The organism is Acidobacteriota bacterium, from assembly GCA_029861955.1.
Taxonomy (GTDB): Bacteria; Acidobacteriota; Polarisedimenticolia; order Polarisedimenticolales; family Polarisedimenticolaceae; genus JAOTYK01.
Genome location: JAOTYK010000002.1, coordinates 1 through 20,681 on the forward strand (window position 1 = coordinate 1; position 20,681 = coordinate 20,681).

At 60.3% G+C, this 20,681-nt stretch carries 8 protein-coding genes; 5 read left to right on the plus strand and 3 right to left on the minus strand.

Translation table 11 applies throughout. The features are described from left to right. From OES25_01085 to OES25_01105, 5 genes are all read left to right on the plus strand, one after another. Positions 1-2,885 (plus strand): thrombospondin type 3 repeat-containing protein (locus OES25_01085; GenBank protein ID MDH3626233.1); only part of this gene is annotated, 2,885 nt, incomplete at its 5' end. Between the two features lie 62 nt (positions 2,886-2,947). Continuing rightward, entirely contained in the window at positions 2,948-9,556 is a 6,609-nt protein-coding gene (locus OES25_01090) for a thrombospondin type 3 repeat-containing protein (GenBank protein ID MDH3626234.1), read from the plus strand. Between the two features lie 146 nt (positions 9,557-9,702). Beyond that, on the plus strand, positions 9,703-15,735 hold the full coding sequence (locus OES25_01095) for an MSCRAMM family adhesin SdrC (GenBank protein MDH3626235.1): 6,033 nt from the start codon (positions 9,703-9,705) through the stop codon (positions 15,733-15,735). A gap of 125 nt (positions 15,736-15,860) precedes the next feature. Next, on the plus strand, positions 15,861-16,592 hold the full coding sequence (locus OES25_01100) for a hypothetical protein (GenBank protein ID MDH3626236.1): 732 nt from the start codon (positions 15,861-15,863) through the stop codon (positions 16,590-16,592). 10 nt (positions 16,593-16,602) lie between these two features. Continuing rightward, on the plus strand, positions 16,603-17,529 hold the full coding sequence (locus OES25_01105) for a thrombospondin type 3 repeat-containing protein (protein ID MDH3626237.1): 927 nt from the start codon (positions 16,603-16,605) through the stop codon (positions 17,527-17,529). On the opposite strand, the gene OES25_01110 is transcribed toward OES25_01105, so the two are convergent. The 3 genes from OES25_01110 to OES25_01120 form a co-directional block, all read right to left on the minus strand. Beyond that, complete coding sequence (locus OES25_01110) at positions 17,530-18,144, minus strand: response regulator (GenBank protein MDH3626238.1); 615 nt, start codon at positions 18,142-18,144, stop codon at positions 17,530-17,532. A gap of 82 nt (positions 18,145-18,226) precedes the next feature. Then, entirely contained in the window at positions 18,227-18,907 is a 681-nt protein-coding gene (locus OES25_01115) for a response regulator transcription factor (protein MDH3626239.1), read from the minus strand. Further along, positions 18,907-20,577: a HAMP domain-containing histidine kinase gene (locus tag OES25_01120; protein ID MDH3626240.1), complete on the minus strand. Its 1,671-nt coding sequence runs from the start codon at positions 20,575-20,577 to the stop codon at positions 18,907-18,909. The genes OES25_01115 and OES25_01120 overlap by 1 nt, the downstream gene beginning before the upstream one ends. Positions 20,578-20,681: the final 104 nt, after the last annotated feature.

Consider the following 20,681-nt stretch of genomic DNA (forward strand, 5'->3'; position numbering starts at 1 on the left):
CCTGCGACGCTTGCCCCAACGATGCCAACAACGACATCGATGGTGACACCGTCTGTGGCGACGTGGACAACTGCCCGACCACGTCGAATGTCAGTCAGACCGACACCGACAGCGACACGCTTGGCGACGCCTGCGACACCTGCCCCAACGATGCCAACAACGACATCGACGGTGACACGATCTGCGGTGACGTGGATAACTGCCCGACGACGTCCAACGTCGGCCAGGCCGACACCGACAGCGACACGCTGGGCGACGCCTGCGACACCTGCCCCAACGACGCCAACAACGACATCGACGGTGACACGATCTGCGGTGACGCGGATAACTGTCCGACGATCTCCAACAGCTCGCAGACGGATGCGGACAGCGATGGAGCCGGCGACGCCTGTGACGTCTGCCCGAATGATGTCAACGATGACATCGATGGCGACGGAGTCTGTGGCGACGTCGACAACTGCCCGACGCTCGCCAACGCATCCCAGACCGACACGGACAGCGACGGCTTGGGAGATCTCTGCGACGCGGACGACGACAATGACGGTGTGGCCGACGGGCCGGATTGTGCGGAGCTGATCATCGGCGTCGCCGACGATCCGGATCCGGTCTCTGACTCGCTCCGCCTGTCGAAGTCCGGCGGACAGGTGACCCTGGAGTGGGGACGTGCCGCGCAAGGCCAGACGTACAATGTGTACCGTGGCAACTTCGACTCGGGCACGTTCAACTACGACGAGAGTTGCCTAAATGGTCCGATCCCCTCGCGGACGACGACCGACGATACGGCTCTCGCACCGGGCACGGGGCACTACTTCCTGGTCGGCGCGCGCAACCGATGCAACGACAGCGTCATCGGCAGCGATAGCGACGGAATACTACGCAACCCGGCCATCGCCTGCGCCGTGGCCGAACTGGATTTCGACATCGACGGCATCGGCGATCTTGACGACAACTGTGCCATGGTGGCGAACGCATCTCAGGACGACGCGGATGTCGATTTCGTGGGCGATGCCTGCGACAACTGTGCGGCGAACTCGAACCCGAACCAGTCGGATCGTGATGCCGACGGCGCCGGCGACGAGTGCGACACCTGTACCGATTTCGACGGCGACGGCTTCGGCGACCCCGGGTTCGCGGCCAACCAGTGCGCCCTCGACAACTGCCCAGGAATCGCAAACCCGTTGCAGGTCGACGGCGATGGGGACGGCATCGGCGACGCGTGCGATAGCTGTCCGGCCGACGCAAATAATGACGCCGATGGCGACGGCCGCTGCGCCAACGTCGATAACTGCCCGGTCACCGCGAATCCGCTGCAACAGGACGTTGATGGCGACCTGATCGGTGACGCGTGTGATAGTTGTGTGGATTCCGACGGAGATGGCTTCGCCAACCCCGGCTCAGGCTCTATCTGTCCCGACGACAATTGCCCGACGATCTCGAATGCCGGCCAGCTGGATGGCGACGGCGACGGGATGGGAGACGTGTGCGATAGCTGCCCGGCGGATCCGGCGAACGACGCCGACAGCGACGGTGTGTGCGACGATCTGGACAACTGTGTCGGACTGGCCAACGGTCCGCAGATCGATTCCGATCTCGACGGCATAGGTGACGCATGCGACAGTTGCCCGCTGAACCCCGCGCCTGCTTGCGTCCCTTGTCCGGTAGGGACCGACCCCGATAATGACGGTGTCTGCTACCTGGAGAGCGTACTCCTGGAGGGCGTCGGCCTGATCGCGGACGTCGTCCTCGATAGCGGCTCACCGCTCGTCTACGTGGCGAATGACGACGACCCCGGGATCGGAACCGCCTGGACCGCTGATGTCTTCAATGACAGCGGCTGGACACCGGGTACGTTCGGGATTGGATACGAGTCCAACGTGGTCGGGGCCCACAACCTGATCTCGACACCGGTATCCGAAGATAGCCTCTCGATCTATACACGAAGCGAGATCCAGATCACGGATCTGCCGTCCATCACGCGTTTCACGGTTGAACTGGATTACGACGACGGGGTCGCGATCTGGCTAAATGGTGTCGAGATTCATCGCACTCTGGAGGTTCCCGCCGGCGCTCTTGCGTGGGATTCCAACTCCCTGGCTCACGAGTCCAGCAACGGACCGTTCCCGATCTACTCACGCCCCGTCGATCTTTCGTCGGTCGCCATCCCCCTGCTTCGCGAGGGCTCGAACACCGTCGCCATCGGTGTCTGGAATAGCGCGCCGATGGTTGGCCCGTCGACCGATCTGGTCGTCGCACCGCGAATCGTGGTCAAACGACCGATAACCCCGAACATGCGCTACCTGACCAATGTCTCGGACCCCGGACTAGGACTGTCCTGGACGGCGACTGCGTTCAACGACGGCCCCTGGACCGAGGGTCAATACGGCGTCGGCTACGAACGGGGTGTTGGAGCGGAGGCGCTGATCGCGACGACTGTGACGGATGGAGCGCACTCCGTCTACACTCGAACAAACTTCACGCTGACGAGTCTCGCAGAGATCAACAGCATGCTCCTGGCTGCCGATTATGACGATGGATTCGCGGCGTGGATCAATGGCCAGGAAGTCTACCGGTCGCCCCAGATGCCTGCGGGCCCGCCGGACTGGAATACAAACGCTGCAAGCCACGAGTCCAGCGACGATCCGACGCCGACCTATGATCCGGACGTGGATATCTATTCCGTCGTGGCACCCCATCTTCAAGTTGGCACTAACGTTCTGGCCATCGGTGTCTGGAATAACTCTGCGCCGAATTCCAATGACCTGGTTCTAGTGCCGAGGCTAGCGATTAACGACCCGACCACGGACAATTGTCCCAACGTGGTCAATCCGGACCAACTCGATGGCGACGGCGACGGAATCGGCGATGCCTGCGATCCGAGCCCTTGAGTGTCATGAGCGAACGACATATAAAGACGGTCACCCGACGCCGCACACTGGGAAAGGGACGCATGATTCGCCGAGCAGTCCTGTTGGCATTGCTATGCCTCGTGGCGACGGTAACGCTCGCTCAAACCGACATCTATGTCGATGACGACAACTGTCCCGGTGGCACCGGGACCGATCTCGACCCGTATTGTTTGATACAAGACGGGATCTGCAGCATCAAGGACACCGGCGGTGGCACCGTTTACGTGCGACCGGGTTTCTACAATGAGTCGCTGCGGATGTTCCCGACGGTTAACGTCGTGTCTACGGACGGACCCGCCGTCACGACGGTCGATGCCGATGGCAAGCCGTGTGTGACGTCGGCGTGTGTCGACAGCATGATCAACCTCACCTGTTCGACGGTGGTATTCGGCTCCGGGTTCAATAACAGCACCAGGCTGGATGGGTTCCGGATCATCGGCGGTACGGGTCTGTTCCGAAACTTCGGTGATGGGTCCCCTCCGAACGCGCTGGCCGGCGGCGGCGTATTCGTATTTGCCAGCGCACCGACCATCACCAATAACGAGATCGTCGGCAACAATTTATCCCACGCAAACCTCTCCAATGACTTCTGGGGTGGTGGCATCTACGTCGGTGGTGGAACGTACGGCTCCCCCCAGACCCCGGTGATCACCCTCAATCTCATCCAGGAAAATGTTGCCGACCCGCCTGCAGGCCAAAACTCCGGATATCTGTCGGGAGCTCAAGGGGGCGGCCTCTACATCGGTTCGTACATGGCGCCGATGGTGGAGTACAACACGATCCGCAGCAATCAAGCGGGTGACACCAACAAGGTCAATCAGTTTGGATCCGGCGGCGGCATTATCATCTACACGTTGACGCCGAATTCGATACCCACGATTTCGAAGAATCTTGTTCAGGACAACAACGCCGCAGACGTGGGTGGTGGCCTCTCTCTTGGTCAGGCGTACGAATTGACTCCCGAGATCGCGTATTTCCCTTCCTGGGCAACGGTCGAGAACAACGTCTTTGAATTGAATCGGAGCTTCAGCGGTGGAGGCTTGCACTCCTCTACTACGAGGGGGACGGTTCTCAACAACACGTTCGCCGATAACTCAGCGGAGTTCGGCGGGGGCCTGAGCTCCGGTATAACCGCGAACCCGGCCGATGTCGTGACGGTGCGAAACAATATCGTGGCCTTCAATACGTCCGTGTTGTACGCCGCCGGTGGGATGGGGATCTATGGATCCTACCCCGACCTGACCTACAACGACTTTTTCGCGAATATCCCGAACAACATCGACGGCGACGTGACGGACGTTGATCATATCGGACTCGACGGAAACATCTCCGCCGACCCCGCGTTCCTCAGTCGAATTCCAGGCAACCGCGACCTGCGTCTGGACATCACGAGCGGTGTAATCGATCAGGGTGACGACACGGGCGTGAGCGCCACGGACATCCTCGGTTTCCCGCGGATCCAGGATGGCGATGTCGATGGGATTGCCCGTGTCGATATGGGTGCCTACGAGTTCACGCGAGACACCGATGGGGACGGCGACCCCGATTACTCCGACCCCGACGACGACGGCGACGGAGTCCCGGACGGCTCCGATTGTGCGCCGGCGTTTGCAGGAATCCAACTACCACCGGAGCCCATCGGAAACACGATGACGGCCGACGGTGGGATCGGCGGCGTCCGATTTACCTGGCAGCGCAGCCTCTTCGGGCCTGTCGCCAACGCCTATCGCGGCACCGTCGATATCGGATCCGGCTGGAACTATGACCTGACCTGCCTGACGAGCGAGACGACCGGACTACAGGCTTTCGATCCCGAGACACCGCCGCAGGGCAAGGTCTTCTACTATCTGGTGGCCGCTGTCAACGCGTGCGGCGAGAGCCGTGCGGGGATCGACAGCAACAGCGTAGAGATCTTTGCCTCCCCAACCTGCGATCCGCAGGGCAATGATGAGGACGGCGACGGCGTGATGGATACCGCGGACAACTGCCCAGCCACGCCAAATTCGGATCAGGCCAATAGCGACAGCGACGCGGATGGTGATGCGTGTGACGACGATGACGACGGCGACGGGATTCCGGACGGCTCGGACAATTGTCGCACCGTTTCCAACGTCGGACAGGCGGACGTCGATGGCGATACGGTCGGTGACGACTGCGACAACTGCCCCGTCGATGACAACACCGACCAGGCCGATCTGGACGCCGACGGCGCCGGCAACGCCTGCGATAACGACAGCGACAACGATCTCATCGACGACGAGTCCGACAATTGCCCGCTGGCGCCAAACCCAATGCAGGAAGACGGCGACGTCGATGGCACCGGTGATGCCTGCGACAACTGCCCGATAGACGCCAACATGGATCAGGCTGACGGCGACGGCGACGGGGTCGGAGATGTCTGTGATTCTTGTCTGATCGATCCCTTCAACGACGCCGACGGCGATGGTCTTTGCGCCGAGGTTGACAATTGTCCCAATGACAACAACGCCGGTCAGGCAGATGGGGATACCGACGGCATCGGCGACCCTTGCGATAACTGCCCGACCAACTCGAACGGCGGTCAGGCCGATGCTGACGGGGACGGCATCGGCGACGTTTGTGATAGCTGCCCTCTGGACGCCGCCAACGACGAGGACGGCGACGGAGATTGTGCGGACGTCGACAACTGTCCGCTGGTCAGCAATAGCAATCAGAAAGACGACGATATCGACGGTGTCGGTAACTTGTGTGACAACTGCGTCGACGACTTCAATCCGACTCAGGACGATTTCGATAACGACGGCATTGGAGATGCCTGCGATCCCTGCCAGGACAGCGACGCCGACACCATCTGCGATGGCATGGATAACTGCGTCGACATCAGCAACACCGCCCAGACGGATGCCGATACGGACGGCATCGGTGATGCCTGTGACACCTGTACGGACATCGACAACGACCTGTTCGGTGACCCGGCATTCCCGGCCAACGTTTGCGGCAATGACAACTGTATAAGCGACTCCAACCCCGCCCAGATCGATATCGACTTCGATGGAATCGGGGACGCTTGTGACACCTGCCCCAACGACCCGGGCAACGATGTCGACAGCGACACCATCTGCGGCGACGTAGATAATTGCCTGATCGTCGCGAACATGAGCCAGACGGATACGGACACGGACGGGTTGGGCGACGCATGCGACAACTGCCCCGGCGTCATCAACCTGAATCAGCTGGACGGCGACAACGACGGCGTCGGCGATGTCTGCGATGCCTGCCCCAACGATCCCGATAACGACCTGGATATGGACGGATTGTGCGCCGGCGTCGACAACTGTCCGTTTACCCAGAACGTCGGTCAGGCGGACGGCGATTCCGACGGTGCCGGTGACGCATGTGACAACTGCCTAACGGTCTCCAATGCGGGACAGGAAGACATCGACAACGATGGTGCCGGGGATGCGTGCGACACATGCACCGACACGGATGGGGACGGCTTCGGCGATCCGACGTTCCCGAACGCTGGTTGCAGCCTGGATAACTGTCCTGCCATCTCCAACGTCTCTCAGTCCAATATGGACGGCGATGCCAGCGGTGACGTGTGCGATGTCTGCCCCAACGACGCCCTGGACGATTCGGACGGAGACACGGTGTGTGGGGATATCGATAACTGTCCGCTGATCGCAAACCTCGACCAGTCCGACATCGACATGAATGGCGAAGGCGATCTGTGCGATGCCGACATCGATGGCGACACGCTGCTCAACGGTGCCGACAATTGCGAGTTGGTCGCGAATCTGAATCAGCTGGATGGCGATGGCGACCTCGTCGGCGATGTCTGCGACAACTGCCCTGCCATCTCGAACGCCAGTCAGGCTGACCTCGACGTCGACAACATCGGCGACGTATGCGACACGTGTGCAAACGACGCGCTGGACGACGGCGACGCCGACGGACTCTGCGCCGACTTCGACAACTGCCCCGCCATTTCGAACGTGGATCAAGCGGACGCCGACTTCGACGGTCGCGGAGATCTCTGCGATCCCTGCCCGACGGACCCGGACATCGATGCCGACGACGTCTGCAACGACGATTTCGTGCTGGTGGAGCTGGAGATGCCGTCGGAAACGGTGCTGATCGAGTTCGCCGACGCAATCGAAACGGTCGTCGTCGATACCGGATCTGCGATGCGATACCTTGCGAACTACGGCGATCCCATGATCGGGGAGACCTGGACGGCGGAAGTGTTCGACGACGCGATGTGGGACTCGGGCACCTATGCCATCGGCTACGAGACGGCACCCAGCGGGGGCGCGATCGACCTCATCGATACGGGGATCGCCTCCGGTGCATTCTCGGTCTACACACGAACCGACTTCGTTATCGCGGATATCCTGGCCGTCAACAACATGTTCTTGGGCGTAGATTACGATGACGGCGTCGTCGCGTGGGTCAACGGTGTCGAGGTCTTCCGTTCCGCTCAGATGCCGGGAGGTGCGACGGCGTGGAATACCAACTCCGGTAGCCATGAGTCCAGCAACGGACCGGTCCCGGATCCCCGTCCGTTCTTTGACATCTCGCTTGCTGCCCTGCCACAACTCAAGGATGGAACCAACATCCTGGCGATCGGCGTCTGGAACAGCGGCGCCCCGGCGTCCAGTGACCTGGTGCTTTCGCCAAGACTCTCGATCAACAGGCAAGTCACCTCCAACATGCGATACCTGGCGAATAGCGCAGATCCCGGGATCGGAATCACTTGGACCGCGCCAGGGTTCGATGACGCCACATGGTCCGAGGGTGCGTATGGTGTCGGATACGAACTGACGACGGGTGCAGATCAGTTGATCCAGACCGACGTCCTGCCGGGCTCGCTCTCTGTTTACACGCGTGCGACTTTCGAAATCGCAAGTGTCTTACTTGTGCAGAACCTATTCCTCGGTGCCGACTACGATGACGGATTCATCGCGTGGATCAACGGCGTCGAGGTTTATCGTTCGCCGGAAATGGCGCTTGGGGTTCCGACGTGGGATGCCGATCCGGATCCCCACGAGTCCAGCAACGGTGCGCTCCCTCGCTACACGCCAGAATTCGATATCTCCGGCCTCGGGAAACCTGCACTCGTCAATGGAACGAATGTGCTGGCGATCGGCGTCTGGAACAATGTTCCCAGCAACCCGCCATCGACCGAGCTGGTCCTGGTGCCAAAACTGTCGATGAACCGCATGTCAGCAGCTCCGGTGAAATACGTGGCCAATCGGACGGACCCTGGAATTGGACTCAGCTGGGTCGAGACCGCGTTTGACGACAGCGCCTGGAGCGAGGGACTCTTCGGAATCGGTTACGAGACCGGAACCGTTGGAGCGCGGAACATCCTGCAGACCACGGTCCCGACCGACAGCTTTTCGGTCTATACGCGAACCGTGATCAATGTCCCGGACTTGTCGTCGGTGAACAACGTCTTCTTCGGTGTCGACTACGACGACGGAGTCATCGCATGGCTGAACGGGCAGGAGTTCTTCCGTTCGCGGGAGATGCCCTTCTTCGATCCGGCATGGAATACCAATGTCAATTTGCACGAAGCCAGCAACGGCCTGGTGCCCAACTACCAGCCAATTCGGGATGTGACCTTCAAGGCCCTGCCGTCGATGGTGCAGGGACAGAATCTACTGGCGATCGGTGTATGGAACAGCGGAGCGCCGACGTCCAGCGACCTCGTCGTGGTCCCGCGCCTGTCCGTAGACGGGTCGAGTGTGGACAACTGCCCCAACGCCTTCAATCCTGCGCAGCTCGATCTTGATGCCGATGGGGCGGGCGACGTCTGCGACCCCGACGATGACAACGATCTGCTGGCCGATGTCATCGACAACTGTCCCACGGTCGCCAACACCGGCCAGGAAGACGGCGATGGTGACGGCGTGGGCGATGTCTGTGACAACTGCCCTGTCGACGCCAACACCAGCAATACCGATAGCGACTCAGACGGGCTTGGCGATGCCTGCGATGTCTGCCCGCTCGATGCCGACAACGATATTGATGGCGATCTCGTCTGCGGCAATCTCGATAACTGTCCGACGATCTCAAACATCGCGCAGGTCGACTCCGACATGGATGGACTGGGAGACATCTGCGACAACTGTCCAATCGATGACAATCCGCTGCAGAGCGATGGTGACCTCGATGGAGACGGCGATGCCTGCGACATCTGTCCGCTGGATGCTGACAACGACATCGATGCGGATACGATCTGCGGCGACGTCGACAACTGTCCGGTCGTTGCGAATATGGATCAAATGAACGACGACGGTGACTCGGCCGGAAATGTGTGCGATTGCGCACCAGGTGACTCGAACGTGCAGACCGTCCCATTCGGCATAGCAATCGGGCTGTCCAAGACACCCGGAACCCGCCTGGCCTGGGCCGCAACGGCCGGCGCGACCAGTTTCGACGTGGTCAGCGGCGCGCTGGGTGATCTCCATGGAAGTGGGTATTCACTGGCCACCTGCGAGGGCGAAGACGTGCTGGTGACGGAGTGGACCGATCCTCGAGTCGATCCGGCACCCGGATCCGGGTACTTCTACCTTGTCCGGGGCCTGAACTCCTGCGGATCGGGTGATTACGACACGGACAGCGATGGCGCTGCCCGGCTCCCGGGCAACGACTGCACACCCTGAGGCGGGTGAATCCTGTGCCTTCTCAAGACAATAGCGATAATGCGGATTCTCTTGCGAACGAGGGCCCGTCGCCGTATATCAGGGGGGCTTGGGGGGTCTCGCTCCGCTCCGCCCTCTCTCAGGCGATGAGCGGCTGGGTTGAAAATATGATCTGTCGGCGACCGACCGCCCCGATTCTTCTCCTTGTCGTTTTTTGTTGCCTGCTCGCCTTCGCGCCGCCGATCGCGGCACAGGTGATCTACGTCGACGATGACAACTGCCCCGGACCCGGAACCGGAACGGACCTCGATCCGTTCTGCACAATCCAGGAGGCGATCTGCTCGGTCAAGGATACGACGGGCGGAACGGTCATGGTTCGCCCCGGCTACTACAACGAATCGCTGCGGATGTTCCCCGACGTGTCGGTTGTCTCAACGGATGGTCCTGCCGTAACGACCCTGGACGCGGCGGGTCGGGCGTGTACGACATCAGCCTGTACTCCAAGCACGCAGAATCTCACGTGCTCGGCAGTCGTGTACGGATCGGGGTCGGACTCGACGGACCGACTTGAGGGCTTTCGCATCACGGGCGGCCAGGGACTCTTCCGCGACTTCGGCGAAATCTCCGACCCGCAGAACGCCGTCACCGGCGGCGGGATCTTCGTCTTCAATTCGTCCCCAACGATCACCGGCAACGAGATCGCCGACAACAACCTGTTCAGCAGCGGCACCAAGAATTACTGGGGCGCGGCGATCTATTTCGGTGGCGGTGACACGGGTTCGGTGACCCAGCCGATCGTGACCAGTAATCTGATCGAAGGCAACGTCGCCTCACCCGACCAGGGGACGGGTGTCGAGAACTCCACCGGTTTTGGCGGTGCTCTCTACATCGGCCGTTATACAGCGCCGATCGTCGACAGCAATACGCTACGCGGGAACCGAGCCGGGTCGTCAAACACCAACAAGCAAATCGGGGCCGGCGGAGCGATCGCCGTCTACAGCTTTTCCAACAACATCACACCGCAGATCTCGCGCAATCTGATTCAAGACAACTCATCGTCCGATTTCGGCGGTGGTGTGTTCTTCGGACAGGGCTATTCGCTGGGTACCTACTTTCCCTCCGTCGGCAGCGTCGAGGGCAACGTCCTGGAGTTGAACCGCAGCTTCAGCGGCGGCGCCATCCTTACGGGCACGAGTGAGGCCTACATTCTGAGTAACACGGTCGCCGATAACATGGCGGATTTCGGCGGCGGCATCGCGACGGCACGTACGGGATTGGTAAGTGCCCAGGCCACGCTGAGCAATAACGCCATCGCATTCAACACAGCGCTTCTCTATGGCGGTGCAGGCCTCGCAGTTTCCTACGCAGATCCCGCGGTCCGATACAACGATTTCTACTCGAATATCCCGAACCAGATCGACGGCTCTTTCGTAGACATCGACGTAATCGATATCGATGGAAACATAGATTCCGATCCGGCGTTTCTCAGTCGGATCCCGGGCAATCGTGATCTACAGCTCGACGCCAGCAGCAGCCTGATCGATGTCGGCACAAATGCTGATGTCAACCTGACGCTCGACATACTCGGCGAGCCGAGAATCGCCGACGGCTCAAGCGCGGACGCCGCCATCGTCGATATCGGCGCCTACGAGTTCATCAACGATTCAGATGGGGACATGGACCCCGACCCGTCGGATCCCGACGACGACAACGACGGCATCCTGGATGATGGGGACTCCTCGGGAGACAACAAGGACAACCGCTGTGTCGGTGGAGCGTCGGTGAACTGCGACGACAACTGCCCTTTCACCTTCAACCCGATGCAACTGGACAACGATTTCGATGCCCGCGGCGACGCATGTGATCCCGATGACGACAACGACGGCGTCCTGGATGGTGCCGACTGTCGACCGTTTGCCGCGGGAATCTCCGAAGGTTCGGGAGACATCGGCCTCTCCCTTCGTTTCCGGCGTGCTGTTGGGATTGACACGATGAGTTGGACCCGTGGCACGCAGGGTCATGTGTCAAACATCTATCGCGGAGATTTCGACGGTGGCATGATGTGGAACCCCGCAACGGTCTGCCTCGTCGCCGAAACACCTCTCACAACCTGGGATGCGACCACGACGCCGCTGGCCGGTAGCGGTTTCTTCTATCTCGTGTCCGCTCGAAACTCCTGTGGTGAGAGTGGCGTCGGTGTCGACTCCAACGACAATCCCAGAAGCGTGACTGCGACGTGCTCCGCGCTGAATGCCGACACGGATCTGGACGGGATTGACGATCCGCTCGATAACTGCCCGAATACGGCGAACCCGCTCCAGGAAGATGGCGACGGTGACTTCGCGGGAGACGCCTGCGACAACTGCCTGGCGACGGTCAACAGTAATCAGGCCAATAGCGATTTCGATACGTTTGGCGACGCGTGTGACAACTGCCCACTCGTGACCAACGAGGCCCAGACAGACACGGATGGAGACGGTGTCGGTGATTTCTGTGATGATTGTCAGGACGTCGATGTCGATTCGATCTGCGATCTCGTGGACAACTGTCTGGCGGTCGCCAACACAAGCCAAGCAGACTCCGACCTGGATGGGATCGGCGATTCCTGTGACCCATGTACGGATACCGACGACGACGGCTTCGGAAACCCAGGATTCCTCGCTAACACGTGCCCCGATGACAATTGCCCGAACCAGCCCAACGTCGGCCAGGAGAACGCGGACGGCGATAGCCTGGGCGATGCGTGCGATGTTTGCGATCTGGACCCGGACAACGACATCGATACCGATGGCGTCTGCGGCGACGTCGACAATTGCCCATCGGCCGTGAATCCGACTCAGCTCGACGACGACATGGACGACGTTGGCGATCTCTGCGACAACTGCAGCGCGATTTCAAACAACGACCAGGCCGACGACGACGGCGACGGACTTGGCAATCTCTGCGATTCCTGCATAAACGACGCGGCCAATGACGTCGATGTCGATGGATTCTGTGCGGACGTCGACAATTGTCCGACGGATTCCAACGTGCCGCAGACGAACTCCGATGGTGATCCTTTCGGGGACGCGTGTGACAATTGCCCGAACGACACCAACCCGACACAGGCCAACGCGGACGCCGATATGCTGGGCGACACGTGTGACAGCTGCACCGATACCGATGGGGATGGGTTTGGCAATCCGGGCTTCCCGATTAACACCTGCCAGGTGGACAACTGCCCGACGACCGTTAACCCGCTGCAGACCAACTCCGATGGCGATGGCGCCGGTGACCTGTGCGATGACTGCCCGCTGGATCCTCTGGATGACTTCGACGGCGATACGATCTGTGGAGACGTCGACAATTGCCCCGGCATCGCGAATTTCAATCAGACCGACACGGACGGCGATGGAGACGGAGATCTGTGTGACGGCGATGTGGATGACGACCTGGTTCTAAACGGCGACGACAACTGTCCATTCGTGCAGAATGCCGGCCAACTGGATGGGGACTCAGACACCATTGGCGACGCCTGCGACAACTGCTCGATGGTGTTCAACACCAACCAGTCCGATCAGGACTTCGATGGCATCGGAGACCCGTGCGACGCGTGCCCGTTCGATGGGGCGAACGACGGCGATGCCGACGGACTCTGCGCGGGCGACGATAACTGTCCGATCGACAACAATCCGACACAGGGTGACGAGGACATGGATGGGCTGGGCGACGCCTGCGATCCGTGTCCAGGTGATCCCGACATCGATCTCGATGGCATCTGTGACGAGGAACAGGTCCTGCTGGACGGGGCCGATGCGGATGAGATGGTGCTTGTTCTCGAGGGTCCCGAATCGGACACCACGTTAGTCGAGCAGAACAGCATCATGCGCTATCTGGCCAACACGAGTAACCCCGGTCTGGGCGACACGTGGGCGGGATCCACATTTGATGACAGTTCATGGACACCGGGAACCTACGGGGTTGGCTACGAGTCCGTCACGGGGGCGGAGAATCTGATTCAGACCCCTGTGCCCAATGGCACGGCGTCGATCTACACGCGTACGATCTTCCAGATCGCCGATATCGGTGCGATCACCGGCCTCTTCATTGGAGCCGACTACGACGACGGGTTCGTCGCGTATATCAACGGCACCGAGGTTTACCGATCGAAAGAAGTCCCCGGTGGAGCGGTCGACTGGGACACCGCCCCGACGACCCACGAATCCAGTAATGGCGCGACGCCCAACTACCAGCCGCAGGTCGACATATCGACCATCGGAATACCGGAATTGGTGAACGGCGCGAATGTTCTGGCGATCGCGGTCTACAACACATTCTCCAATCCGGTCTCCTCCGATCTGATACTGGTGCCGCGGCTATCGGCCAATCGGATGCCGACCATGAAGTATCTGGAGAACGCAATCGATCCGGGTATCGGGCTCGACTGGACAACCGACACCTTCATCGATGCGTCGTGGGATGACGGCATCTTCGGGATCGGATATGAAACGGGCATCGGTGTCGAGGATATGGTGCAGACGGAAGTCACGGCCGGGGTGTTCTCCGTCTATACCCGCACGGAGTTCGATATCGCGAATACGGCCGCGGTCCGAGACATGTTCATCGGATTCGACTACGACGACGGCGTCATCGCGTGGATCAACGGAACGGAAGTGTTCCGATCGGCAGAGATGCCTGCCGGCGATCCTGCGTGGAATACCAACTCCGCTAATCACGAATCGAGCAACCGCACTGAACCCCGTTACATGCCGCTCACGGATATTTCTATCGTTGGAATCTCGGCGCTCAAGAACGGGGCCAACATCTTGGCAGTCGGAGTCTGGAACCGAAATGCGCCTGGATCTTCCGATCTATTTCTGGCCACACGTCTCTCGATCAATCGACTGTCGCCGGAGACCATGCGTTATGTCGCCAATCAGAGCGACCCGGGACTCGGCACCGGCTGGAAAAGCCGCATGTTCGATGACAGCTCCTGGACGCCGGGCGCCTACGGGGTCGGCTACGAGATGACCACGACGGGGGCATCGAATCTGATCGCGACGGAGGTTCCCGCCGGGACGTCCTCTGTCTACACCCGAAGCGAGTTCGAGATCAGCGATCTTCCGTCGGTCAACCGGGTAACGTTGGGCGTCGACTACGACGACGGGGTGGTGGCATGGGTCAACGGAACGGAGGTCTATCGTTCGTTCGAGATGCCGGCAGGTGCTCCCGACTGGAATACCAACCCGAACATCCACGAGTCGAGCAACGGCACGGAGCCCAACTACGACCCGATCATTGATATCAGCTCGACCGCGGTGCCTGCGCTGATCTCCGGAACGAACGTTCTTGCGATCGGAGTATGGAACAACAACGCGCTGACGTCTGATGATCTTGTATTGGTTCCTCGTCTGTCCATCGACGGCTCGACGATCGACAATTGTCCTGACATCTTCAACGTCGATCAGTTCGATTCGGATGCGGACGGAATGGGAGACGCGTGTGACGTCGATGACGACAACGATGGCGTCTTTGATCTTGTCGACAATTGCAGGTTTGCCGTCAATCCGTTGCAGGAGAACAGCGATCCGGACCTATTGGGTGACGCGTGCGACAACTGCCCGACCGTCGGCGGCTCGGATCAGACGGACACCGACGGTGATCTCCTGGGAGACATCTGCGACAACTGCGTCGGCACGGTGAATCCCGATCAGCTGGACTTCGATATGGATGGACTGGGCGATCTATGCGATCTGGACGACGACAACGACACCGTCAACGATGACGTCGACAACTGCCCCCTGGTGGCTAATCTGGGTCAATCCGACCAGGATATGGACACCTACGGAGATGTCTGCGACTGCGATGCCGTCAACGATCAGGTCTGGGAGGCGCCGACACCGATCGAGAGCCTGACCCTGGATATCAGCCGCCCCGACGACACGGCCACCCTCAACTGGATCGCCCCGGTATCGACGGGTGGGGTCGGAGTGCTGACCTACGATGTCCTGCGGACGCCGAGCGCCCAGGACTTCGATGGGCCTGCCGTCTGCCTGGAATCGGACGAGACGGCCGATACGACCGCGACAGAGCCGCTGGTTCCGTCCGTGGGCCAAACCCTTTTCTACCTCGTGAGGGTCGAGAACGCCTGTCCGGTGATCGGGGGCGGCCTGGGGACCGACTCGGCGGGGACGCATCGCCCCGGTCGCGGATGCCCCTGATCCAGGGTATTCTCGTTCTGCGCTGTTGTACCACCGCATCGATTTGTCTATAGTTGGGCCTCTTTCTAACGGGTGCGATACCTTCAGCCATGGCTGTTTCCGGACCGGCTCGGGGAGCAATGGATATGCGTGTGTTTGTGAAGATTCTTGTGTTGTCGATCGTGCTGGGCTGCGTTCTCCTGACGGGTACCGGCTGCCCGGACTCGGATCCGGTCGTCGCCGCCAACTCGCAGTTCATGTTTACGTTTGGCGCGGCGAACGCGACCGGCAGATATGTCGATTCTCCGTTCGACTTCGCAACCATCTCGGTTCGGAATGCGGCTCTCGAGGCCGTCGACCCGATCACTCGTGATGCTCTGGGCGACCTCCGGATCGACGTCCTGCAAACGAATTTCATGATCGACTTTCGGTCCGGACAAGTGTCCATGGCCACGCAGACCCTTCCCGCCGGCACCTATCGGGTCGCGATCATCGAGATCACCACGATCAATTTCTGGGATACGGGTGCGTTGGATCCCGCCAATTTCTCGGATCCGATGAATCCCACCTGTGAGGACTTCGTTCGTCAGTACAGCACGAACCAGTTGATCAACATCCTCCCCACCCATATCGGGGAGGTCATCGTCCAGGTCCTGCCCGATGGCAGTTCGTTCACCATCGACTGGGATTGGGCGCAGCTCATCGATGCGTTGCAACAGGCTCAGGCTTGCGACCCGGGGTGTGGCTGCCCCGGCGCGTTCGATCCGATGAATCCCAACGACCCAGGCCCGTTGGCGTGTATCTGTCCGACCGGCAATTTCAACCGCGGCATCTTCCGCGATCTCTCTTCGGATTTCTTCACCTTCTCGACCAACTAGACGGAACTCGATGGTCCATCCGTGTCAGTCCCTGCTGAGGCATGTCGGCCTGGTGGTGATGTGCTTGTGCTTGGTGGTCGGTTGCTCGACCGGTGAAGATCCCAATCTGGTCACCGATCTCAGCACACTGAACCTCCTGCTGGCCGACAGCGGTAACTTCCCGCAACAGGTCGTGTCAACGACGCCGACCTACCAGGCCGTCACCTGGGTCGTTAACCCGGGAATGGCAACGCTTACGCTGACGGACGGCTCGGATCCGATCGACTTCACCTTCCAGGATTCTTGCGATTTCGCGGATACGACTCTTTCAGGCGCGGTCTCCGTCGGGGCTTGCCGGGATGGGATCGTCGTCGGGGCACGCGACACCCCCGTGACGGGCATGCTTCAGGTCACCTTCTCCGCCATGGACGTGCGGCGCGCCAAACCGGTACTTCCGGTGGACGGAGACAACGACGGCGATGGTTTCCTGAACAGCGTCGACATCTGCCCGCTGTTCTGGGACGAGGACCAATCGGACGACAACGGTGATGGCATCGGCGATTCGTGTTCGTTCGTCGACGTCTTCAATGGCAGCATCTCGCCAGATGCGGATCGCGACGGCCGACGGGACTCCATCGACAACTGTGTCTGGTTTGCAAACCCCGGCCAGGAGGACACCGGTGACCTCGCCATGAAAGGGATCGCCGACGGGATCGGTGATATCTGTGTGGAGCAGATCGCAAACGTCACGCCGAAAATGGGGCAGAGTTTCACCATCGAACGGATGGTGGAGATCATGCCGGAGAGTGGGTTGCCGTCGTTCATCACGTTGGACATCAAAGGTGACACGGCGTTCACCATGTGCGATTGGGACATGGGAACTTGCATGCTCGATGTGGATCAGGTCGAAGTCTGCTTCTCGACCAATCGACTCATCGCCAGCTTTGGCTGCTTCTGATCAGGCGCGTGTCGGCCGACGTCGGGTCCGGGTCTGCTGCGCCTCAAACACCGAATCGATAAACGCCGATAGCGTCGGCAACTCGACGGGCTTGGCGAAACAGCGGATCGCGCCACACTCGAGGATTCGCGCCTCGGTCTCCGGGGAGTAGAAACCGGTCATCGCGATGACGACGGTGTTCTTGGTCTCCGGGTCGGCCTTGATCGTTCGACAGATCTGAAAGCCGTCGAGTCCGGGCATCCGTAGATCGAGTAGAACGACGTCGGGCCGGAATGTCGCGACCAATCGACCGGCCTCGAACCCGTCCGCGGCGGTCAGAACCTCGTAGGACGTCGTTCGGGTCGTCAGATGCTCCGCCAGCACCTCACGGATGCTTGCCTCGTCGTCCACGACGAGGACCTTGGATTTCCCGGAGCCCTCCCGTAGCTCTTCCGGCAGCGGGATCCCGTTCTCTCGCATGAAGCGGATCAGGTCCTCCCGCCGGATCCGTCGGTGCCCTCCAGGCGTCCTGAAGGCCGGTAGACGGCCTGCGTTGACCCAGTTGATGATCGAGAGGGGGGAGACATGGCAGAGCTTCGCCGTCTCGAAAGTTGTGAACACCGCTTTCTGCTTCATGTCCCGGATACCTTACTTTATTTAAACAATTGGAATCTAACTCAATATCGACCAAACAGGGGTTCGTGTCAAGTCCTTCTGTCTATCCGGTGAACTTGTAGCCCACACGATGGACCGTCACGATGAAACAAGGGTCATTAGGCTGGTCTTCGATCTTCTTTCGTAGTTTGGCGATGTGCATGTCCACGGTGCGGGTGAAGGGCACGTTGTCGTATCCCCAGACCGCGTCGAGCAGTCGCTCACGAGGCAGGATCTCGCCTCGGTGGTCGATGAGAAACTGGAGCAGGCGAAACTCACGGGGCGAGAGGTTGATGGCGGACCCGTTCTTCGTGGCCTCCGACCGTTTAAAATCCAGCGCCACGTTGCCGAATTCGTAGGTGTCCACCTGGTCGACGACACGCTGTGTTCGTCGCATGACGGCCTCGACACGGGCCAACAGTTCGAGGAAGCTGAACGGCTTGGTCACGTAGTCATCCGCACCGGTCTTCAGGCCGATAACCTTGTCGATCTCCTGCCCCCGGGCCGTCAGCATGATGATCGGGACTCGGCTCCCCTGCTGGCGTAGTTTCTTGCAGACATCGAGGCCACTCATCTTCGGGAGCATGACATCCAGAACGATCAGATCGTGATCCGATTCGGTCGCCATCTGTAACGCCTCGACACCCTCGGTCGCGGCTCGTACGCGCCAGCCCTCGTAACTGAAGCCGTCGCGAAGCGCGACAGCCATGGCCTCGTCGTCTTCAACGATCAGAACATTGGGCATCAAGAGCTCCCGGCCTGAGGAAATGGCTCATCGATCGCCAATGGTTGCTTCGTGTCAACCTCATGGGTCGCACTGATCGGTAGTTCAATCGTAAACGTACTTCCCTGTTCGAGTTCGCTCTCGACGGTGACCCTGCCGCCGTGTGCCGAAACGACGTGATGCACGATGGAGAGACCCAACCCGCTGCCCTTTACGTCGTGAACCAGTCCCGTGCCGACCCGGTGAAATCGCTCGAATATCTTGGTCTGCTCGTCACGAGAGATACCGATGCCATTGTCGTGGACCGACAACAGGACGTGCTCCGCCCTTCGCTTGACGGCCACGTCAATTCTCCGATTGTCCGCCGAGTACTTGACTGCGTTGTCGATCAGATTCGTGAGTGCCTGATTGATGGCATCCGCGTCGAAGTCAACGAAGGGAAATTCTCCGACGGGGAGGTCGGATCGCAGTTCGAAGGCCTGATGGTCGAGGCGGACCGTCAACTCCTGGAGCGTCTGGCTGACCGCCACACGCAGATCGCCGGCGGTCATCTCATAGGTCTTGGCTCCCGATTCGATCTTGGAAAAATCGAGGATATTGTTGATCAACGCCGTCAGTCGACTGCTCTCGGTCTCGATGTACTCGCCGTACTTCCGGGTGGTCTCCGGCTCGTGAGTCCGGCCGCGACGAAGAAACTCACCAAAGACTCGGATCGACGCCAGGGGCGTGCGAAGCTCATGGGAGACGTTCGACACGAAATCGGATTTCATCTCCGTCAGTCTCAGTTCGCGAGAGATCGTACGGAGCGCCAGCCAGAGCCCCCCGAGCAGGATGCCGACCAGGAATACGGTCAACGAGATGTTGATGACGAAGTTCGAGTGGGCCAGTTGCTGCGGAGTCTGAAGACGGCTGCTGGCCTCGACCTTCCACTCACTGAAAATGAACGGTATCTTGCCGGTACGGGTCGCCTCCTCGGTGATCGAACGATCGCCGTAGACCCGGCGCCCACGGGGATCTCGAACCGTAAGCAGCAGGTTCTCGCGGCCCTGATGATCGAGGAACTTGGTGCGGGCCTTCCCGACCGCTCGGGGCAACACCTGATCTCGAAAGAAACCACCGTCGACGATCAGCCCGGCGACGCCGATCAGCCGGCACGTCTCGTCGGAGATCGGCAGGAGGATGATCGGTCGGGACGGATCCATCTCGTCGACGTGAAGGTCCAGCGTCTGGATCGATGCGCCCTTCTCGGCCAACGTTCGCCACGGCGCAACGGCCACGGAGATCGCCTCGAAGGTCGATGGGTCGGTGGGTGGCCCGATCCGCTCCGATTCCGGGTCCCACGTCAGGATCTTGCCCCAGGATTCCGTCGAGGCGAAGCGGGCCAGGAAGACCTGGGACTTTCCGGAGGGCTCCCGATACTTGAAGAAGTTGGTGAGCCGCTCGACCTCCCCTTGCTGGAACAGGTCGGGAGAGATGTTGAGGGATCGCTCGGCCTCGGAACGATAGAAGTACTCGACTTCAGCGCCGATAAAATCGAGGTAGTTATCGAGGAGCGAGATCTCCGCCAGGGCGGAGTTCTTCTGGAGGGAGGTCAGCGCCCGGTACTGCATGGCCAGCAGCAGGCCCAGCGGGACCACCACAGTCAGCAGCCCCAGCAGCAGGACCCGATTCTTGGAAAATGGCCGATTCATGGGTCTCTTCCCCTCGCCGCTCATTTTACGGCACCGGCTTTCGAGCCGCCGCCGCCGCCGGGGCGGTCAGGCCCATTGACGGGGCAAGAAGAATGTGTATCATT